The organism is Lactiplantibacillus sp. 3062 (genome assembly GCF_055413545.1).
Map to the genome: position 1 here is coordinate 118,696 of NZ_JBVAYE010000002.1, position 20,245 is coordinate 138,940.

14 protein-coding genes, 3 pseudogenes and 1 riboswitch are annotated in these 20,245 nt (G+C 45.7%); of the genes and pseudogenes, 13 read left to right on the forward strand and 4 right to left on the reverse strand.

Annotated features, from left to right (window positions below; translation table 11 throughout):
* Positions 1–427 precede the first annotated feature (427 nt).
* The 4 genes from ACWQAU_RS03565 (at position 428) to ACWQAU_RS03580 (ending at position 4,361) form a co-directional block, all read left to right on the forward strand.
* Positions 428–2,107 (forward strand): SWIM zinc finger family protein, encoded by a 1,680-nt coding sequence (locus ACWQAU_RS03565; RefSeq protein WP_003640635.1) that lies wholly within the window; start codon positions 428–430, stop codon positions 2,105–2,107.
* A 435-nt stretch (positions 2,108–2,542) separates the two neighbouring features.
* Positions 2,543–3,175 (forward strand): NAD(P)H-binding protein, encoded by a 633-nt coding sequence (locus ACWQAU_RS03570; RefSeq protein ID WP_003640634.1) that lies wholly within the window; start codon positions 2,543–2,545, stop codon positions 3,173–3,175.
* A gap of 229 nt (positions 3,176–3,404) precedes the next feature.
* The gene (locus ACWQAU_RS03575) at positions 3,405–3,794 is read left to right on the forward strand and encodes a YbgA family protein (protein WP_003644450.1); all 390 of its coding nucleotides are present in this window, start codon (positions 3,405–3,407) and stop codon (positions 3,792–3,794) included.
* A gap of 165 nt (positions 3,795–3,959) precedes the next feature.
* The gene (locus tag ACWQAU_RS03580; RefSeq protein WP_003640632.1) at positions 3,960–4,361 is read left to right on the forward strand and encodes a Spx/MgsR family RNA polymerase-binding regulatory protein; all 402 of its coding nucleotides are present in this window, start codon (positions 3,960–3,962) and stop codon (positions 4,359–4,361) included.
* Positions 4,362–4,560: 199 nt separating this feature from the next.
* Here the strand turns inward: ACWQAU_RS03580 and ACWQAU_RS03585 are convergent, their stop codons facing one another.
* Together ACWQAU_RS03585 and ACWQAU_RS03590 are read right to left on the reverse strand one after the other, a co-directional pair.
* Positions 4,561–5,166: an NUDIX hydrolase N-terminal domain-containing protein gene (locus ACWQAU_RS03585; protein WP_027822022.1), complete on the reverse strand. Its 606-nt coding sequence runs from the start codon at positions 5,164–5,166 to the stop codon at positions 4,561–4,563.
* 16 nt (positions 5,167–5,182) lie between these two features.
* On the reverse strand, positions 5,183–5,935 hold the full coding sequence (locus ACWQAU_RS03590; RefSeq protein WP_027822021.1) for a DeoR/GlpR family DNA-binding transcription regulator: 753 nt from the start codon (positions 5,933–5,935) through the stop codon (positions 5,183–5,185).
* A 192-nt stretch (positions 5,936–6,127) separates the two neighbouring features.
* On the opposite strand from ACWQAU_RS03590, the pseudogene ACWQAU_RS03595 reads away from it, so the two are divergent.
* Both ACWQAU_RS03595 and ACWQAU_RS03600 read left to right on the forward strand, forming a co-directional pair.
* Positions 6,128–7,819 (forward strand): annotated as a pseudogene (locus ACWQAU_RS03595) (FAD-dependent oxidoreductase).
* A gap of 120 nt (positions 7,820–7,939) precedes the next feature.
* On the forward strand, positions 7,940–9,085 hold the full coding sequence (locus tag ACWQAU_RS03600; RefSeq protein WP_027822020.1) for an ArgE/DapE family deacylase: 1,146 nt from the start codon (positions 7,940–7,942) through the stop codon (positions 9,083–9,085).
* Positions 9,086–9,154: 69 nt separating this feature from the next.
* On the opposite strand, the gene ACWQAU_RS03605 is transcribed toward ACWQAU_RS03600, so the two are convergent.
* On the reverse strand, positions 9,155–9,604 hold the full coding sequence (locus ACWQAU_RS03605) for a MarR family winged helix-turn-helix transcriptional regulator (RefSeq protein WP_003640626.1): 450 nt from the start codon (positions 9,602–9,604) through the stop codon (positions 9,155–9,157).
* 165 nt (positions 9,605–9,769) lie between these two features.
* Here ACWQAU_RS03605 and ACWQAU_RS03610 point away from each other — a divergent pair, with 165 nt between their 5' ends.
* From ACWQAU_RS03610 to ACWQAU_RS03630, 5 genes and pseudogenes are all read left to right on the forward strand, one after another.
* The gene (locus tag ACWQAU_RS03610) at positions 9,770–11,164 is read left to right on the forward strand and encodes a DHA2 family efflux MFS transporter permease subunit (protein ID WP_027822019.1); all 1,395 of its coding nucleotides are present in this window, start codon (positions 9,770–9,772) and stop codon (positions 11,162–11,164) included.
* A 56-nt stretch (positions 11,165–11,220) separates the two neighbouring features.
* Positions 11,221–11,286, forward strand: a riboswitch (Fluoride riboswitch).
* A 51-nt stretch (positions 11,287–11,337) separates the two neighbouring features.
* On the forward strand, positions 11,338–12,627 hold the full coding sequence (gene eno / locus ACWQAU_RS03615) for a phosphopyruvate hydratase (protein ID WP_027822018.1): 1,290 nt from the start codon (positions 11,338–11,340) through the stop codon (positions 12,625–12,627).
* A gap of 67 nt (positions 12,628–12,694) precedes the next feature.
* A pseudogene (locus ACWQAU_RS03620) lies at positions 12,695–14,970 on the forward strand (HAD-IC family P-type ATPase).
* A gap of 110 nt (positions 14,971–15,080) precedes the next feature.
* Positions 15,081–16,054, forward strand: a pseudogene (locus tag ACWQAU_RS03625) (zinc-binding alcohol dehydrogenase family protein).
* A gap of 336 nt (positions 16,055–16,390) precedes the next feature.
* Positions 16,391–17,491: an acyltransferase family protein gene (locus ACWQAU_RS03630; protein WP_027822016.1), complete on the forward strand. Its 1,101-nt coding sequence runs from the start codon at positions 16,391–16,393 to the stop codon at positions 17,489–17,491.
* Positions 17,492–17,816: 325 nt separating this feature from the next.
* Here ACWQAU_RS03630 and ACWQAU_RS03635 read toward each other — a convergent pair whose 3' ends face one another.
* A complete protein-coding gene (locus ACWQAU_RS03635; protein WP_027822015.1) occupies positions 17,817–18,962 on the reverse strand; it encodes a hypothetical protein in 1,146 nt (381 codons plus the stop codon).
* 342 nt (positions 18,963–19,304) lie between these two features.
* Between ACWQAU_RS03635 and ACWQAU_RS03640 the strand changes: the two genes are divergently transcribed.
* On the forward strand, positions 19,305–19,838 hold the full coding sequence (locus ACWQAU_RS03640; protein WP_027822014.1) for a MarR family winged helix-turn-helix transcriptional regulator: 534 nt from the start codon (positions 19,305–19,307) through the stop codon (positions 19,836–19,838).
* The gene (locus ACWQAU_RS03645) at positions 19,831–20,199 is read left to right on the forward strand and encodes a rhodanese-like domain-containing protein (RefSeq protein WP_003646027.1); all 369 of its coding nucleotides are present in this window, start codon (positions 19,831–19,833) and stop codon (positions 20,197–20,199) included. The genes ACWQAU_RS03640 and ACWQAU_RS03645 overlap by 8 nt, the downstream gene beginning before the upstream one ends.
* Positions 20,200–20,245: the final 46 nt, after the last annotated feature.

The following is a 20,245-nucleotide window of genomic DNA, read 5'->3' on the forward strand; positions in this document are numbered from 1 at the left end:
AGCGTTTTTTAATGGGATTAATTTGGCGCCTAAAGTATGATTGTACGATGTTTTACAATTGCTTTATTAGTATAAACTTCATATTGTAAGGGCCATCGTAGATAGAAAAGGCATTTTATTTGGCGCTATTAGTTATAGCACCTGTAAAAAAGATAAAACCGGGATTTAACTAATTTCGATAAGACGGCGTCTCACTGGCAACGGTCGGAAAGTTAAACAGTGAGAATTCACTGGATTGGTGCGGCCAATAAGCCACAAACCACGGTGAAAAAACAAGCTTTTTAGTGTCAACAGATAAAGTTATGACACAGCGTATGCTAAATGAGGGTCGGTATTGAGTGATATGGTGAGAAATTGCTTGCCGGGTCTTGCCCAATCCGCCATACCGCAGTATGGTTAGGACAAACGAGTTAACGGGAGTGACAATATGGACTGGGAAGACTATTTTCCAACGGCAATCGCTGAACGTGGGTACGATTATTACTTACAGGGGTATGTCACTGATTTAAAACGGACCAAAACACAAATTACGGCAATGGTTACGGGCACGCAGGACTATGGCGTGGTGATTGATCTCGCTAATGGTGACTTTCACGGTGGCGCGTGTGAGTGTCCGTATGCCAATAGTCATCCGTACTGCAAGCACATGGCGGCCGTTTTGTGCCAAGCGACGGCGGCTGATAAACCTGCCAGTCAACAGCAAGTTTCCAAAGCACCAACTAGTTTCGACAGTCTTGAACAGACTGCCACTAAGCTGGTGGAGCGGGCTACTGATCGGCAAGTCCGGGACTTTTTGAGTGTGGTGTTGGCCCATGACAAGCATCTCGTCCAGCTGTTCCGGACGGTCATGGGTGAGACTAATGTTGTGACAGATTTACCTGAATATCTCGCGAGTGTTGATGATTTATTTGACACAAACGCGGATGGCGGTGGTTTTATCGATTATGACGCGGCGACGGACTTCGGTGATGAGGCCTTAACTCTCCTAAAAGAAGAGGTGCAACCGTTGGTCGATCACGGCGAGTATGGTTTGGTATTTCAAATCTTAGCGCATCTGATGCTTAAAATCGACCACGTCGACATTGATGATTCCGATGGTGAGATCATGATGATCATGAGTGCTAGTGACGACTTGTGGGAAGCTGTCTTAACAAAAGCCGACGCGGATGTGCAGCAGCAGGTGTTTGATTGGTTATGCAAACAATTAACGAAGTCGTTGAATATCATTGAAGATACGCTTGACGATTTATTATTCACATATTTCAAGACGCCAGCGTTTATTGATGCAAAGCTGGTGTATACCGCTAAGCGGTTCCGTGCGGTGCAAAAACACCCGGATCTCTGGGACTATGACTGGCAGATAAAAAAATGGCTAAAGCACTATTTACAAATGATGTCTGCGGCTCATGTGCCTGATAAGCAAATTATTAAATTTTGTGGCGCTAACTTGGCGATACCGCAAGTTCGCTTGTTTTATAGCCAGTTCTGTCTTCAACATCAAGATGAGGCGCACGCGGTCCAATTGCTAAAGGATGGTAAAAAGTTGGTCACGGACGATCCCAGCATGTTAGCGGAACTTAGTCGCCAACTAAAGGACGCTTATCAGCAATTAGGTGAACAACAACTGTATCGTCAGGAATTATGGCAATTGCTGACTGAATATGCGCCAGCGGATGAGATGCTATTTTCAGAGTTGAAGCAGAGTTACCCGACCACGGATTGGCCGGCGGTTCGCGAGCAACTGTTGACAGCGATCGCGAAGAATTCCAATGTCGATTTGAAACCACTGTACGTGCAAGAAAACTTATTGAACCCGCTATTAAAAGCGGTCGTGGCCGCGGACGGACTCTGGGATTTACGGATCTATGAGCCGTTATTGAAACCACGTTTTTCAGATCTGCTATTAGCGAAATATGATCATGAAGTGCGGAAAATGGCTACTACTACTGGAACTCGGCGAAAGTATCAACAATTGGTTGGCATATTGAAACGGATGCTTGCTTACCCGGCTGGTAAATCGACCGTGCAGGCGATTGTACATGATTGGCAGCAACAATATCCGCGGCGTTCAGCAATGATGGATGAGCTCTCGCGGTTAAACTGGTAATTGATCGTTAGTTGGCGCAGCAATCGCGAACAGAGTTGAGTCGCATCGTTAAGTTTAGGATCGGTTCCTACCCCAAACTTAGCGGTGCTTTTTTCATAGCCAACTGCGGGCATAATAAATTGTCTTTGGGGCCTCGGTCATCCTGGCCAAGCTAAAATGGTAGGACGTTAGTCTATTTCAAAGTTATTAATAGCTGTCCGTACTCATGGCTGACCGGTGGCTGTCATTGACCCTGTTATTCAAAATAAGGCTAATCAGTCATCGAATCACAATTAAATTTGAATAATGACCGAATTATCATCTTGGAACCGGTATAATGAGCCTTAAGCGACCGAACTGATTAACCATAGGGTGTGGATATGCGCTGTTGGCGTCATTTGTGGTTCGGCCGTTGCTACGAATAAATTAGCGAGTGATGTGAGGACGTGATCAGTAATGAATATTTTGATTATTGGAACGGGTAAATTGGGGTATGAAGTGTATCGTCGAGTGGCCGTGATGCCGCAGCACCACGTGACTTTGTTGGATCATCACCGACATGAGCATGATGTCTCGTTAGCCACGCAGTTAATCGGGGATGCGAGCAATGTTGATGATTTAAAACGCGCGCTGCGAGGGATTGACGTCGTATTCTCAACGGTGGGCATTACCCACGCGGCGCAGTTTGCCACGGCATTGGTGCAAGCGATGGATGCAGTTGGGGTCAAACGGCTATTTTGGACGACCCAGTTTCAAATCAACTATGATCAGATTTCAGAAGCAATGTACACCTTAGCCCACCGCGAGTTTGGGTTTAGTCGTGAAGTTGAGACGACCTATGTGGCGGGGCAAAAGGCCGGGGCCGCAGTCATCAGGAATAGTGATTTGGACTATACATTGCTAGCCTGTCATTTTTTCAAGTACAATGATGAAGCGGATCAATTAATTGTTGAACCAGCTGGAAATGCTGTTAGCGGTGGGCCACTTAGTCTATTCTCATTGGCGACATTGATCACCGATATGTTGGAACATCCACAAGATTATCCGCAACGTGAGCTCATGATCTCAGCTTGGCCAGGCGAAAAGTAACATCAGTTCTGGCTGATCAACTTTAATTGACAACAGTAGTACTCATAAAATATAAGTTTTGATGGCGATAGCTAAGTTGCACCAATGGGTAACTGGGCTATCGCCATTTTTGTGCTAAGTTTCAAAACTTACGACTGTTACCAGTGTACTAATGTAAATTGGTTCTATTTTTCTGAGCCAGACGGTACAATATTTGTAAATTCATCAAAAGATTGAGGAGATGGGAGCAATGTCACAATGGCAACAAGATTGGGCTTACCAAAAGTACTGGGTCATGGCACACTCACAGCAGCATTATAATGCCATCCGACAATTAGCTCGGCACAATGATTGGTCAGCTGCAAAACAGGAACGCTACCAACAATTATTAGCAGAAGCCGAACAAATTACGCCAACTAAAGCCACGTTGACAACGGCTTATCAGCACGTCTGGGGCTATTTTAAAAAGCAGTGTACGCTGGCCGAAAAGCAACGTTACTTGAATTTACTAACGAATTTAACCCCGGCACACGATCAGCTTGGGCCGTTCTTGTGGCAGTTGACGGTGAAGTACGAAGTGGCTTATTTGCTGGCGTCACGCTTGCTGCGCGCGTTTGATCAGCATGAAAATCAACGGTGATTCGTATAACATTTATATTATTTAAACAATAATAAATATGAAAAAACAATGAATTTTTTACGATTACTTCGTTCAGGTCTTTACAAAGTTATGAATAACCTGCTACAATAATAAGCAAGTTATAATTATCATAATAAAAACACTAATCAAGGAGGCGAAATAATTATGATTAAATTGTTTACGCAAGCAGGATGTAACTCATCGCGAAAGGCCCGCCAATGGTTCCGGGATCATGATATTGCATTTGAGGAGAAGAACTTTAGTAGCGCAGCCCCTACTGTTAGTGAGTTAAAACAAATTCTGTGCCTAACTGAGAATGGATTGGAAGATATTATTTCTACCCGTTCACAAAGTTATCCCGCAATTGCTGATAAGCTGCCAGATATGTCATTCAATGAGACGCTCCGGTTGTTATGCGAACAACCCCAGTTGTTGCGGCGGCCAATTATTGTTGGTCGTAATAAATTGCAAGTAGGCTTTAATGATGATGATATTCGCCAATTCATTCCCCGGCATATTCGGCGACTGAATTTTCAACAAACCTTAGTTGGATTGGTGGATATGTAATGATAGGGGACTTAAAGTCCACCATATTGTGAAAATGGTAATTACTAGGTTGATGTAAATTAATGTTAATCCGACGCTCTTTTTCATAATTGTTGATGCCAATAGCGGCCTAACTTGATTGAAAGACGTCATAAAGAAACAAAAGCATCCCGGCTAGCAGACAGGCTAGCCGGGATGTTTTTGGCGCTTCAGCAGTCATTTAGTCGACTGTGATGGTAGTGGAAGATGCCATTAGCTGTGCCAACTGTTCTTCGGTTGTCCGGTTTTGGGACAACGGTGGCAAGTTGTCGAGCGTAAAGTAGGCTGTTTGGGCGACCTCAATGTTAGGCTCAAATTGGCCATCAGTAATTTCACAAGCAAAGACCAATTTATAATACTGAAATGGTTGGGGAATATCGACACGTAGAGCAGTATCAAAAACGGTGATGAGCCCCTGAACCGCGACGTGACGGCCAGTCTCTTCCCACACCTCGCGTTGCACATTTTCAGTCGGCGTGTAGCCCACGTCAGCAAAGCCGCCTGGTAAGGCCCATAGTTTCGTTTTAATATCTTGAACGAGTAGTAGCTGATTACCATGGCGTATCAGGCCGCGGACGTCGATTTTGGGGGTGATGTAGCCGGAATCCTGAGTCAGAGCAGTCGTTAAGTCAGCAGTTGATACGTTGGAAGTGGCGGCCATTTGTTGAATCAATAAGGTTTGCAACTTTTGATAGCGATCTTTGTCGAACGGGTCAGTCGTGTAGGCTAATCCGCTTTGAATCAGGGCTAACATTGCCCGTTGAGTAGTTAATAGTGAAGATGGCATGTTAATGATCCCTCCTCTAAAGGTAAATAAGTTTATCAGGTGCAATTTTAGTAACTAGGTTATCCGGTAGTGGCTGATCAGTCACAAAGTAATCAAAATCACTGAGAGCTAGCAAGTTGAAGTTGTGGCTGACGTTCACCTTGGTGTGGTCAAACAACAGCACTAGCCGGTCGCTTTGGGCGCGCAACGTTTCCTTTAAAGCAATATCAGATTCGTAAGCGTAATAAACGCCATCTGCGGTCAATCCAGCGCAACTCAAGACCGTGGTCGTAAATCGAAATTTGTGTAGTGCTAGAATGCTGTCAGCGCCTTGAACACACCGTTGTTGTGCATCTAATGTGCCACCCAGGATACGCGTTTGAAAATTGCTATGTCGTAATGCCTGGTCAGCAATGTCAAGGGAATTCGTAACGATCATGCCGGGGTGCTTGGACTGGAGATATTGTGGTAGACAGGCAACGGTGGTTGAGATATCTAGAAATAATAACGCATCATTTAGTAAATACGAACTGGCAGTGTGGGCCAGGGCTCGTTTAGTTTGCAGTAAGTCATCATCCCGGTCCAGGTACTGATCCAGCTTATTAAACGTATTCGGCCGACTAATGCCGCCGTAGTTTCGTTCAGCCAAATTATGAGCTGCGAGTTTGACAATATCGCGCCGGGCAGTGTCGCGTGAAGTCCCCGTTAATTGCATAATGTCTTTTAAACTCAGTGATGGGTGGGTTTTTAATTCATCAAGAATCAATGTTAAGCGTGTTTTTTGGTTCATAATTGATCACCTTAAGCTTTTTTAAGTGTTAAACACATACTAACTTATTTTAGCTTAAATAGAAAGCCAATGACGTCAATTAATGAAAACGGTTGAATTAATCGGCGTTGATGTTGTGGTTACGCCTTGAAACCCTTAAAATTAAGCTAATTAGTGGCAGGGCTACAGCATACCTACGAAAGGATGGTTCAGATGAAAGTGAAAAAAGTGGTCATTGTTGGTGGCGTTGGTGGTGGTGCTTCAGCGGCGGCCCGCGTGCGTCGATTGGACGAGTTCGCCCAGATTACAATTTTTGAAAAGGGGCCGGATGTCTCATTTTCCAATTGTGCCTTACCGTACACATTCAGTGATGTGATTGACCAGCCCGATGACGTGATTTTAAAGACACCGATGCAATTCGAGCAACAGTACAATATTGACGTTCAAGTGAATACAACGGTTGTCGCCATTGATGCGCAGGCTAAGACAGTGATGATCAAACGGCAAGGACAGGTAGCAACGACGATCGTCCCATATGATACACTGATTCTTTCACCTGGTGCTCGACCAATACTACCCGCAGTGATTGCGGGAATCGACCGGCCCAATGTTAAAACGGTCCGCAATGTTCAAGATGTCCGAACGATTCAAGCGTATCTGACTGAACAACACGTTCATGATGTGACGATTGTTGGCGGTGGCTTTATCGGACTAGAGATGGCTGAAAATTTACAACAGGCTGGCTATCAGATCACAATCATTGAGGCTGCCGAGCACGTCTTGGGCACTTTGGATGACGAGTTTGCTCAGCTAGTACACAAGGAACTATACGATCACGGTGTGCAGGTGATACTGCAAGAACAAGTGACGGCCATTGGTGCAACACAAGTGTAGCTCGCCTCGGGACGCGCCGTGACCAGCCAGTTAGTGATTGTGGCAATTGGGGTTACACCAGTAACTGAATTAGCGGTTCAAGCGGGTTGTGCGTTAGGCGTGACCGGTGGTATCAAGGTTGATCATCGTTACCAGACGTCCGTGGCCGACATTTATGCGGTGGGTGATGCCATTGAAGTGACTAATCGGCTTACACGTCAATCTACGCGGCTAGCATTGGCATTTCCCGCACAAATGCAGGCCCGACACATGGTGGATCATTTATACGGGCGGACGCCACAGTATCAGGGTGTGATCGGATCGCAGGTTCTTCACGTCTTTACGTTAAACGTGGCGTCAACGGGCCTGAACGCTACTGAGTGTGAGCACCAGCAACTTGATTATCGGTTCGCAACGGTGGCACCACAGAATCGGGTCAGCGTGATGCCAGGGACAACAGCCGTCTTTCTTAAGTTGATATTCAGTTATCCGACCGGTGAGATTTTGGGCGCGCAGGCCATTGGTCAATCGGACGTTGACAAACCGATTGATATTATCGCTAGTCTAATCACGATGCACGGTCGAGTCAGTGACCTGACAGATGTTGAATTATGTTATTCGCCATGGGTCAGTACCGCCAAAAATGTCGTCAACATGGTTGGCTTGGTGGCGGAAAACGTCCTGAATGATGAATTTAAGCAGGTTGCGGTGACACAGGTTCGACAGCTGGTCTTGGCGGGGGCGTTTATCATCGATGCCCGTGAACCACAAGAGTACGCTGATGGGCACATCAAGGGCGCGCATAATATTCCACTGAGTCAGTTTCGACAGCGCTTAGTGGAAATTCCAACCAATCAGCCAGTTTATATTCATTGTCAGACCGGACAGCGAAGTTACAATATGGTCCGCGCGTTACTTCAGCGCGGCTATACGAATGTGGTCAACATTGCTGGGTCGTATGCCGAACTAGTTCAGTATGAATATTTTAATGATCAGACAACAGGGCGAACCTCAATTCTGACACGAACATGATGATTGATAACTAAGATATTAATTTCAACAAAATTTGATAACGTAGCAGAGGCTATTGGGTAAAATAGAAGGTTCAGAAGTGTTAGACTGAAATTATCATAAGAAAGTTGGTGGCAAAATATGCGAACGATTGAAGACGATGCAGCGCTTAAGATTCTAGCGGATGTGATTAAGATTCCATCAGTTAACGACCATGAGTTGACGGTCGCAAAATATTTGCAAGCCCTGTTGGCGAAGTATGATATTTCAGCTAAAATTCACCCCATTACCGGTGATCGTGCAAATCTAGTTGCTGAGATTGGTCATGGGCAGCCTGTTTTAGCGGTTTCCGGTCATATGGATGTGGTTGCGGCAGGTGACCTGGCGGCGTGGGACACCGATCCTTTCACCTTAGTAGAAAAATCCGGTCAATTATTTGGTCGGGGTGTCACGGATATGAAGGCTGGTTTAGTCGCATTAGTCGTTGCGATGATCAATATTCAGCAGCAAGGTGGCCCTAAACATGGCACCATTCGCTTGTTGGCGACAATGGGCGAAGAAGTTGGTGAAGCTGGCTCGGCTGCCTTTTATCAACAAGGGGCGATGCAAGATGCAGCTGGTTTACTGATTGCTGAACCTTCAACGGTTTATGGAACAGCGGCTGAGCAGAAGGGGTCTTGTGACTTAAAATTGACGTCTAAGGGTAAGGCGGTACACAGTTCGACACCCGAACGCGGCTATAATGCCTTAGTCCCGCTGATTAAATTACTCAATGAAGCCAATGACTATTTTGAAACGATTCCGGCAGGCGAGATGGGACCGGTCAGATTTAACATTGACGTGTTAAACGGTGGGGACCAAGTAAATTCGTTACCCGATTTAGCGACTGCACTCGTTAATGTGCGGACGATTCCGGAATACGATAATGACCAAGTGACCCAAAAATTAGCGGACCTGATCGCGGCGTATAATCAGCAAGGTGCTGACATTAAAATGACCGCTATCATGAATGAGTCACCAATTGCAACCACGGCTGATAATCGGTTAGTAAAGTTAGTGCAGGCCATTGGCAAGCCCTATGCTGGCCGCGATGTTGTCGTTGCCTCAAGTCCGGGAATTACCGATGCTTCTAATTTGGCTAAGCGTCAACCAGCCGATTTTCCCTTTGCGGTTTATGGACCGGGTAATATGACCCAACATCAGGTCAATGAAAGTTTACCAAAACAGATGTTTTATGACTTTATTGCAATTTATCAACAGCTGTTTACACGTTTTTTGGCCGAGTAATCGGTGTTGATTGATCGTAAAATCAAAGACCCGCTAGCAGTCAGTGACTGTCAGCGGGTCTTTGAATGGTTAGTACCAATTTTCAGGTGCATGGGTCGGTGTTGAAAAAGCAACGGCAATTTGTCGCAGGGCTTCGTAAGTTTCGGCGGTATTTACCCCTAAAATTGTCGCCATTCGTTGTTCACTGGTTTCAAAGAAACGTTCGATCTTGGTGGCTAATTGGCGGGCCTTGGGTGTTAGGAGTAGTCGTTTGTAGCGACCATCGTCCTTTGCTGGCACGCGAATGAGTAAATCAGCGGCTTCCATTTTGGAAACGAGGCTGGAACAGGTTGCTTTACGAATATTGAACTCTAATTCTAAGTCCCGTTGGAAGAGGTCGTGATGCTGTTCATTGTTGGCAATAAAGTTGATCGTACTGATTTGCATGCCAGTTAGTCCCAGTGATTTTGCATAATGGTCTGAGTCCCTGGCTAATGCATTGTTCGCTTTCTTAATCATGATTCCTAATGAATCTTGCATGGGAGGACTCCTTAATGATATTATGGTTCGTATTCTAACTAAAGTGAATTATAAGAACTAATTGTTAAAAAGTCAATTAAAATAGGGCTTAAAATTTTGAAATAGTGTGCTAAAATAGTTAATTAGTTCGTATTCGAACTATAGGTTAAGGAGCTGATTTTAAGTATGGAAAAACGTGTTGACCTCAAATTGATTCTTGCAATCGTGGCTGCCGGATTACTTTCATTTTGCGGAGTGATCGTGGAGACTGCGATGAATATCACTTTCCCTAAGTTGATGCGAGAATTTGCACTCAATACGGCGACGGTCCAGTGGATGACCACGGCTTACTTGTTAGTAGTCGCAATTATTGTGCCAATTTCGGCGTTTCTGAAACGCCGTTTTCGCACTAAAACGCTGTTTGTGACAGCCAATTTATTGTTTATACTGGGATTGGTCGTTGACGCGACCGCGACCAGTTTTCCCGTTTTAGTCACTGGACGAATCATTCAAGGACTGGGAACTGGGATTGCTTTACCGTTGATGTTTAATATTATTATTGATTGGGCACCGGCACGGCAGAAAGGGACCTTGATGGGAATTGGCACGCTGATTACCGCAATCGCCCCAGCACTGGGGCCGACTTTTGGGGGCTTGATCGTTAGTTGGATGGATTGGCATTGGATTTTCGTGCTGCTAATCCCGGTACTCGTGATTTCACTTGTGTTAGGGCTGTATGCGATTCGACAAGCCCAGCCGACAGTTAAAGTTGGATTTGATGTGGTCGGTTGGCTGATGATCGTCCTCTTATTCGTTGGCTTTACAATTGGATTTAGCAAGTTAGCCACGATTACCACGCAACCACTGATTTTTGTGGCTTGGCTAGTGGTCGGTCTGATTGGTCTTGTGGGGTTCGTTATCCGCACACGTCGAGCGGCACAACCGCTAATCAATCTGGCGATTTTTACCACAAAATCTTATGATTTGCACTTAATGGCGTACTTTTTGGTTCAAATCTGTGCCCTCGGGTTGGCCTTCATATTGCCCAACTACATCCAGTTAGTGAACGGCAAGAGTGCTTTGTTAGCTGGCTTATTTGTACTACCTGGCGCGGCAATCGGGGCTGTTTTTGCCCCACTAGGTGGACGTATTCTAGACAGTCTGGGTGCAGCCAAACCAGTCCTAACGGGTTCAACAATTTTGGTTATTGCCATGGCACTGTTTACGGTGTTGGGGATGCACCTGTCAGGCGGTTGGATTTTAGCCATTTACATTTTATTAATGATTGGTATTGGCTTAACCATGGGTAATACGATGACGAGTGGCTTACAGCAGTTGTCAGCTGAGCATCAAGCTGATGGCAATGCCGTGTTCAATACCATGCAGCAGTTTGCAGGGGCCATTGGGACTTCAGTCGTGTCCGCCGTTATCACGTTAGTTCAAGTACAGACGACTGGAACGAGTGCGCATCGGACAGCGTTAGGATCAACCATGGCCTTGGGGTTGTTGCTGATTTTAGTGCTGATTGAATTGGGGACCATGATATTGGCAATGAAGACGCGTCAAGCTGGTCAACGATAAAAATGTTATAAAAAGATTGACATTGTTTTGAGAAGGTGTAATCTTTAGTTGTTCAAAAGTTAATCGGCGATGACGTTCGCCACATAATAATTGATAATCAATTTGATGACGTCTACTGTTTGTTTTTCAGACAGTAGGCGTCTTTTCTTTTTGGTTAAGAAGGAGAGATTGATATGGAAAAACAAGTTATTGAAACGGTAAAGGCTCGCGAAATTTTTGATTCACGAGGTAATTCAACAGTTGAGGCTGACGTTATTTTGTCAGATGGGACGCTAGGACGCGCGGAAGTACCATCGGGAGCTTCGACTGGAGAAAAAGAGGCAGTTGAATTACGCGATGGTGGTGATCGTTTAGCAGGTAAAGGTGTTCTTAAGGCTGTTAATAATGTTAATACGGTCATTAATCATGCTTTACATGGTGCTGACCCATTTAACCAAGCCCATATTGATCAAATCATGATTGACCTAGATGGTACGCCCAACAAAGCGCGTCTGGGTGCGAATGCTATTTTGGGTGTTTCAATGGCAACGGCACGAGCGGCGGCAAACGCATTACAGCAGCCGCTTTATCGTTACTTAGGTGGCACTGATTTAGAGCTACCCCAAACATTTCATAACGTGATCAATGGTGGGGAGCATGCAGATAATGGCATTGATATTCAAGAATTCATGATTACACCGGTCGAACGAACCAGTTTTCGGGACGGTTTTGAAAAGATCGTGAATACTTATCATACTTTGAAAAAAGTTATCGAAGATGCCGGGTACACGACTGGTTTAGGTGATGAGGGTGGCTTTGCGCCTGATCTTAAAAACTCAGAAGAAGCCTTGCAAATGTTACATGATGCGATTATTAAAGCTGGTTATACACCTGGTAAAGAAATTGCGATTGCTTTTGACGCGGCGGCCTCGTATTTTTATAATCGAACGACCCACAATTATGACTTTGAGGGCAAAACGTACACGCCGGCAGCCCTTGGTGATTATTATCTGCAGTTATTAGCGAAGTTTCCAGAAATCGTTTCAATTGAGGACCCATACGGGGAAGAGGACTGGGATAACTTTGCAAGCTTTACAGCTACTCATGGTGACCAGCTTCAAATTGTGGCTGATGATCCGGTCTGCACTAATCCGCAATTAATTCGGCAAGCAATTCAGCGGGGGATGGCTAACAATATTTTAATTAAATTAAATCAAATTGGGACCGTTACCGAAACTTTGGCCGCGATTCGGCTAGCTCGCAAAAATGGTTATGCCACGATGATGTCACACCGATCTGGCGAAACTGGTGATACTTTCGTCGCTGATTTCACAGTGGCCACCAATGCGGCTCAGCTAAAAGCTGGTGCGCCAGCCCGCTCTGAACGCGTTGAAAAATATAATCAATTATTGCGAATTGAGGAAGAACTAGGTACTGACGGTGCTCGGTTGGCCCACTTCCCAAATGACGTGATGTTTGACTAATTATTCGTGATAAACCTGATTCGACAGTTAGGTTGCCAGTGGTGCTTGTCAAATTCGAGGTGCAGACATGATTGAAGATTTAACGGAGCAACAAGCAGCCGTCAAACTAGCGGCAGATGGATTTAATGATGTTCCAGAACCAACGTTTAACTTTTTTAAGGCCGTAGTCAGTCGTCTATGGGAACCATCAGCATGGATTTTGGAGGGGGCCTTAGTTATTGAAGTTGTTTTGGGTAAAGAAATTCAGGCTGGCTTTATTGCGTTAATGCTGGTCTTTGCAGCCGTCAATGGTGCAATTCAATCGCGACGTGCGGCCCTGGTTTTACAAGAGCTAGCGCATCAATTGACGCCAACCAGTTCGGTACGCCGTGCTGGTCATTGGCAGTTGATTGATGCGAAGGCTTTAGTTGTGGGTGATCTGATTAGTTTACAGGTAGGGAGTGTAATCCCGGCTGATATTCGTGTGTTGACGAATCCAATTCATACGGATGAAAGCTCAATAACCGGTGAATCCGTTGAGTTAGCCATACGCCGGGTGAAACGGCCTTTGCAGGTACAATGGTGGTAGCCGGGGAAACTTTAGCACGCGTACTAGCGACTGGAAGTCATAGTCGGGCTGGAAAAACAGTCAGTTTGATTAATCAAAACAATGCGCCTGGTCATTTACAACGATTATTGGGTAAAATTATTGGTTATTTGGCATTGTTAGACAGTGCTCTAGCACTCATCATTGTTGGGATAGCGTTAATTCGCCATGCAGACATGATTCAGATGTTACCGTTTCTAGCGATGCTGTTCATTGCGACGATTCCGATTGCCATGCCGTCAAGTTTTGCAGTTGCAAATTCGGTAGAAGCCCGTGAACTTAGCCGGCAGCGGATTCTGGTCAGTGAATTAACGGGTATTCAGGAAGCTGCCAATTTGAATTTATTACTTGTTGACAAAACGGGAACGATAACGACAAATCAGCCGCAAGTCGTGCAGTTTGAAAATTTGTCGGCCAGATCAGATCAGCAATTGTTGCGGTTAGCAGCTAGCGCGACCGATTCGCGACATCCTAGCGTGGTGGATCAAGCAATTGTGAACTTTGCTCATCGCTATCAGTTGAAACGGCTGCCACAGCAGGAATTTAAGCCATTTGATGCAAGTGTTGGTTATGCCGAAGCGCTAGTTGGTGAAGCGCCAACGGTTGTGCGGGTACGTATTGGTGCACTTAGTCGTTTGTACGAGTTAACCACACAGCAACCGGCTTTAGCAATCGACCAACTGGATTTGACCCGGGGCCGTTCAGTGGCGGTCATGATTAATAATGTTTTACAAGGTGTGTTGATTTTGCAAGATCAACCGCGCCCAGATAGTGCGGCGGCCTTAAAAAGGATTCAACACCGGGGCGTTAAAACGATTATGCTGACAGGCGATAATTTAAAAACAGCACAGGCTGTGGCTGATGCGGTTGGATTAAAGGGCCAAGTGGTTTCCTACCAGACCTTTAAAACGCACTCGCGACCGTTAGCGCAAGTTGCCGGGATTGCCGAAGTTGTTCCAGAGAACAAATTGGCAATTGTCAAAGCTATGCAGCGCGCGGGTTACGTGGTGGGGATGACGGGCGACGGTGTTAATGATGCGCCAGCATTAAAGCAGTCGGAGGTTGGGATTGCCGTTGACAATGCCACTGATTTAGCCAAACGAAGTGCTAAGTTCGTCCTGTTAACGGGTGGTTTGGCAAATATTCTGACGATTTTAGACAGTGGTCATCGCGTCTACCAGCGGATGCTGACTTGGACAATTACCAAACTCACTCGGACGGTCGAACTGACCGTGCTTTTAACAATCGGCTATTTATGGCTAGATTATGTGCCATTGTCGCTGAATGCGATGGTATTAGTGGCTATTCTGAATGATTTAGTAACATTGGTCCTTGGCACTGATCGCACAACCATTCGCCATCGTCCCGAACAGTGGGATATGCCCCGCTTAAGCAAAATTGCGGGGTTCCTAGCGACTGGTTGGACAGCTGTGGGTGTTGGTTTGATAGTCTGGCTGCATGGTTTGGGGTTGTCTGCCGGTCAGTTGAGCACTAGTCTTTACGTCTATCTCATATTTAGTGCAATGTTAACAATCTTGATGACTCGTACTAGTGGTCCATTTTGGCGGGGACGGCCTAGTCGCGCAGTTGGGGTGACCATCGGCTTGAACTGTCTGTTGACCATCGGATTAGCTAGCAGTGGTTGGGGAGTGCCGGCTATTAGTGGCTGGCTAACTTTAATAGTGATCGTATTAGTGTTAATGACTGGTATCGGTTTGACGGTGGCCGGCGACCTCTGGCGACGATTGACTAAATGATTGCAATGCTGATATTAACGGTGATATTCCGCAGGGGATTAATTAATTGCGAAAAGCGTGAATCTTAGCTATCGTTAAATTGGCATTAAAAACGAACGGAGGTAGCAAAGTTGCAAGTATACGTCGTGAACCAACCAGGTGGACCAGAGCGTTACAATTAACGACGCTTCCTAAACCGAACGTCAAACCGGGGTGGACCCGGGTAAAAGTTTTAGGTTTTGGTATCAACCACTCAGAAATCTTTACGCGGGAAGGCAAGTCACCGAGCGTGCAGTTCCCACGAGTGCTCGGAATCGAAGTAGTTGGTGTGGTCGATGAGACCAGTGCGCCAGCAACATTCACGTCTGGGCAACGTGTGGTTTCAATCATGGGCGAGATGGGTCGGGCATATGATGGTAGTTATGCCGAATACGTATTATTACCGAACGAGCAGGTTTATCCGATCAAAACGGATCTACCGATTGCCTCATTGGTGGCAACCCCTGAGACCTACTACACGGCTTATGGCATTTTTAAGTCTTTGCAGCTTAAAGCGACGGACCGGGTGCTGATTCGAGCAGCTACTAGTGGGGTTGGAATTGCCGATTTAAATCTGATCAAGGCTTATAATCCAAAGATCCATGTGGCCGGGACTACTCGGCGGCTAGTTAAGCGCCAACAATTGATTGATGCTGGCTTTGATGAGGTTATTGTCGCTCCGGATAGCGCTCGTTTACCAGCCGCAACGGCTCATTTTGATAAAATCATCGACTTGATTGGTCCGCTCAGTGTCAAAGATTCGTTGTCGCATCTCAACGAAGGCGGCATTGTAAATATGACGGGCGAATTAGGTGGGCTGTGGACCGTTCCTGATTTTGACCCGATTAGTGATATTCCGAATGGGTGTTATTTAACGGGCTTTTCCTCTGGCGATGTTTCTCAGACATTGTTGCAAGATTTATTTGACTTCATCGCAGTATATCATGTGTCGGTCGCCCCTGCTCGGATTTTTAACTTTAATCAGGTACCGGCGGCCCATGCTTATTTGCAAGCGGCAGACAGTTTTGGAAAGGCCATTGTGTTGTTGGACCAAAACGCTGAGTAATCTGGTGGTTGGATACTGCTCAGCCTAGTACTTGCAAGTTGGACTTAGACCACCGGATTGAAATCTGTAAAGGAATCTATAATAAAGAAATCACGATCGTGTCTGACCGTAAATCGGCTAATGCTGACTGGTCTGACGCGATTTTTTGCCTAAATGGTCGCTTAAGTGTATGGTTTGCTTGAAGGGTAAAGCAGTTGGAATCGTATCAAAAAATACAATCATTAGCTGGTAATGTTCGCGAAGTGTACTTGTAATCCCATGGGAATCTATTAGACTGGGTTTAAGGTTGACCATCGGTTGATCTGGTAAAAATTCGAAGAGGTGGTAGCAGTGACGATGATTTCTAGTCCGTCGATGGAGGTCACTGACGTTGGCGATTACCTCAAACTAGGGGCCTGTACTGCGGTGATGGCCCAGCCGATTCTCACAGACGCATTGGCAAGTGGGCCGTCGATTGCCACGCAAACTGGGATTGGTGTTGTTTATAATCTGGTCAAGTATACGGCACCGGCCTTTATTTTTGGCATTCTCTATACGACGACGCGTTTGACGCTTAATCAGACCGCGTTGACCTATACCGACTATTTGCGCCAGCAATGGCATGCGCTGTTTATTCCAACGATTTGGTGGACCGCGATCTACTTAATCTTGATGCCACAATTGCAGCAAGGTAGCCAGTATCATGACTGGCGGGGATTTTTATGGCAGTTCGTTAATGGTAATGCAGCGCCTCATCTGTGGTATAACACCATGATGCTACAATTTATCATATTAATGCCGTTATTCTGGGCGCTTGGCCGTTGGTGTCAGTCTCGACCTCGACGCGGCTGGATCGTATTTGGCGGTACAACACTGGTCGCCGTTCTTTGGTTGTGGTTTTATGACCAACAAGTTTTCCATGGTCCTCACAGCCGTGATTGGTATTTACTGGACCGGCTTTTTATCAGTTTCCAGATTTTCGGGTTCTATGGCATGTTAGCTTGGGTGTTTCGAGATACCTTTCAGCGCATGCTTAACAAGTGGTGGCCGGGATTACTTGGTCTATGGTTAGTTGGCCTGATCTGGACTAATTGGGAACTGTTCAGTTACGGCTTCCCGGTTAATTTGCGCAACGCCCCGTATTACAAACCATCAATGACGGGGTATGCGCTAGCAGTCATCGGCCTGTTGGCGGCGTTGTGTGAGATTCAAGTTCGTCGTCAACGTCCTTTTAGCAAATTTGTACATCTCTTTGCTGGTATGGCCTATAAGGCATACTTAGCGAATGTTTTCTGGTCTGAATTGTTGTGGCGTGGTTTTGGTCGTACTTTGATGGTCAAGGCTCCCTGGCTGAGCATTGCGCTGTGTTATGGTTTGACCTGGTTATTGTCCTTTACAACGGCTTTTGGTCTGCATGCAGGATGGATGCGACTTAAACGTGAATACGAGCATGATTAGGGGCTAACCTTGTAATTAGTCGTATTCTTCATGATTAAAGCGGGACAATTGTCGTGTCATACTGGGATGTAAGTTGACCAGACCACTTTCTGAATCGGCTTGAGGTGTCGTGAAATTGCGTTACTGTGTTAATCATAAAATTATTGATGCTGTGCAGATGTTCGATGACAAAATAAGCACGTTGTAAAAATCACCAGAGTGTGGTTTTACAACGTGCTTATTTTGATGTGGGAATTAGTTCAACAGGGCTTTTGCTGCGTGCTTTATGAAGTAGCGTTTTTGATAAGTGACTACCTGATAATTTTTCAAATGAAGCGCCTGGTTGTTAGTTGACCACGATTGTCTCTGTAATTTGACCAGCATTGGGGTCGGTTAGATAGTTAATACTATTGGTCATGCCAACTTGCGCGGGACCGGCCTTTACCGTAATCGTCGTGGCGACTTCACCAGCTTTTTTTTGATCCATTTGCTTAAATAAATCAACGTCTGTTTTCGGTAGGTCGTTAGCAGCGACGACGGCACTGGTTTTCGTATAGGTCGTAACAATCTGCTGATTGATACGGATGATTTTATTAGCGTTGATGATGAGATATAACATATCGGTACTATCACCACTGGCAACGGCGGTATGTGTTAATTGATAGCCAGCGTGGGCTGCATCGGTTTTGAAGGCCGCATAGGTCACGTTTTGATTCAGTGAGCCTAATGAATAGTGACTGAGGTCCTGGATAGCAGATCGTTCATAACTATCATAACGATGCTGATATAGGTAGCCATCTTTGATCAGCAACTTGCCTGTATCACTGGCGCTAGTCGTAGTTTCGGCAGCAATCCAGGTACCATTCAAATTCGCTACGTTGACGCGTTTAGGCGCCGCCTTGGCACTGGTATCAGTGAAATCGCAGCCCCGTTCAATGGTCGTTGCCTGCTCAGTATCTGAATATTGAATGTTGACAGCGTAAAGGTGGTGCCCCTTAGCAGCAAAGGCGGTGTTGACTGGTAACGGATCGGTGTGATTGCCGGATTCCAAGTAAATTAAGTCAGTCAGTTTGTTAATCTGGATTGAGGTACCGAGCTTTTTCAAAACCGCGTTGATTTGACTAACTGACATGTGATGCAGCCGGTGTCGGTAACTTTTCATGATATGGCGTTGCTGATCATGGTGCCATTTGGCGTACGAAACTTGACGATGTTTGACGCCGGCGGACAAAAATTGGCCGTTACTAGTGGTCCAGCTTGATTGGGCAGTAGTTTTGTCAACCACGGAAATGTCTAAATTGCTGGCGACGCCGTGTTTTGTTTGGCTGGAACTAACGGCTTGATCAAAAGTCCATGTTTTGGTTGGTGCTTGAATCACTTTTTGGGTCGTCACTTTGACGGACCGATGATGCTGCGCTGGAGCGAATGTTTGGGTCGTACAACCAGCAAGTGCAAGGCCAATTGTCATCACCAAAATAGCTAATTTGTGCATTAGGGTACTCCTCCAAATCAATAGGTATCGTGATCATCAGTATAGCATATGCGATTATGGTGAGTGTCAATTGTACTGGACCTGGTGTGCGCAGGGTTCATGAGTGTTGGGAGGTTTCACAACTGACTGCTTGTTTTCTGTTGAGTCGCGCACGCTAATCTATTGATTTCAATCTGCATCAGTTTAAACGAAAATTGTCGTGGTGCTTGATGGCTAGGGTTATTTGGATGGTGAGTGTTTCGAATAACAGCTAGTCCGATTTAAGGGTTGACGATGATGAAAAAGCGTGTATACTTCTAGAAGTAGTTAGCCGGCTAATTAAATTCAGAAAGAAGGATTTCAATGCCTGACTTTTCGTTTCGTGATCGACCAGATAAACAGCGAGTGCAATTGACACTGGGCAAAGCAAGTAGCTCGGCGGATACTGAGCAGGTGTTGGCTTTTCTGAATTTTCAGTGGACATTTCGAACCATGCAAGCCACCTATGAACAATTACTCGATCAATATCAACTTTCAGAATCCAAGTTTATTATTTTAATGTTGCTGGAAAATGAAACTGATCACACGCTATTGCCGTCGGAGTTAGCCACAAAGCTAGGATCTGCTCGGGCGACTGTGAGCAAGTTACTGGTCGGCTTGCAAAAGCGAGGCTGGGTGGAAAAGCAGCATCCACAAGATGATAAGCGGACGGTTGCCATTCATTTGACCGCCGCCGGTAGTAGTGTTTTGACGCAATTTTTACCGGCCAATTTTAAGGCGGTTACAACAATTTTTGCGTCGTTTACGGTTCAAGAGCAGCAGCAGTTTAAAGGCTTATTGGATAAAATCAAGCAAGGCACCCAACAATTAAAAAGTGAGGCAATTAATCATGAATGACAAGAAAATTGAATTGTTAACAACATATTTAAGCTTATACATCGATCATCACACCGTTTTAGCCGATATGCAAAATGCGACGGGCAAGTACGTCGTCTTAGATGTTCGGAATGCACCGGCCCAAGTGAAGAAAGATCAAATCAAGGGTGCAATCGCGATGCCTGCCAAGGATCTGGCAACCAGAATCAGTGAACTGGATCCGGCGAAGACCTATGTCGTGTACGATTGGACGGGGGGAACAACCCTAGGCAAGACGGCGTTACTCGTGCTACTATCCGCAGGCTTTGACGCGTATGAATTAGCAGGAGCGCTGGAAGGCTGGAAAGGGATGCAACTGCCAGTTGAAGTGCTTGCGGATTAGTGAAATATCGATTTAGACTTAAGTCATAGTTGTAGTGCTAGACGCT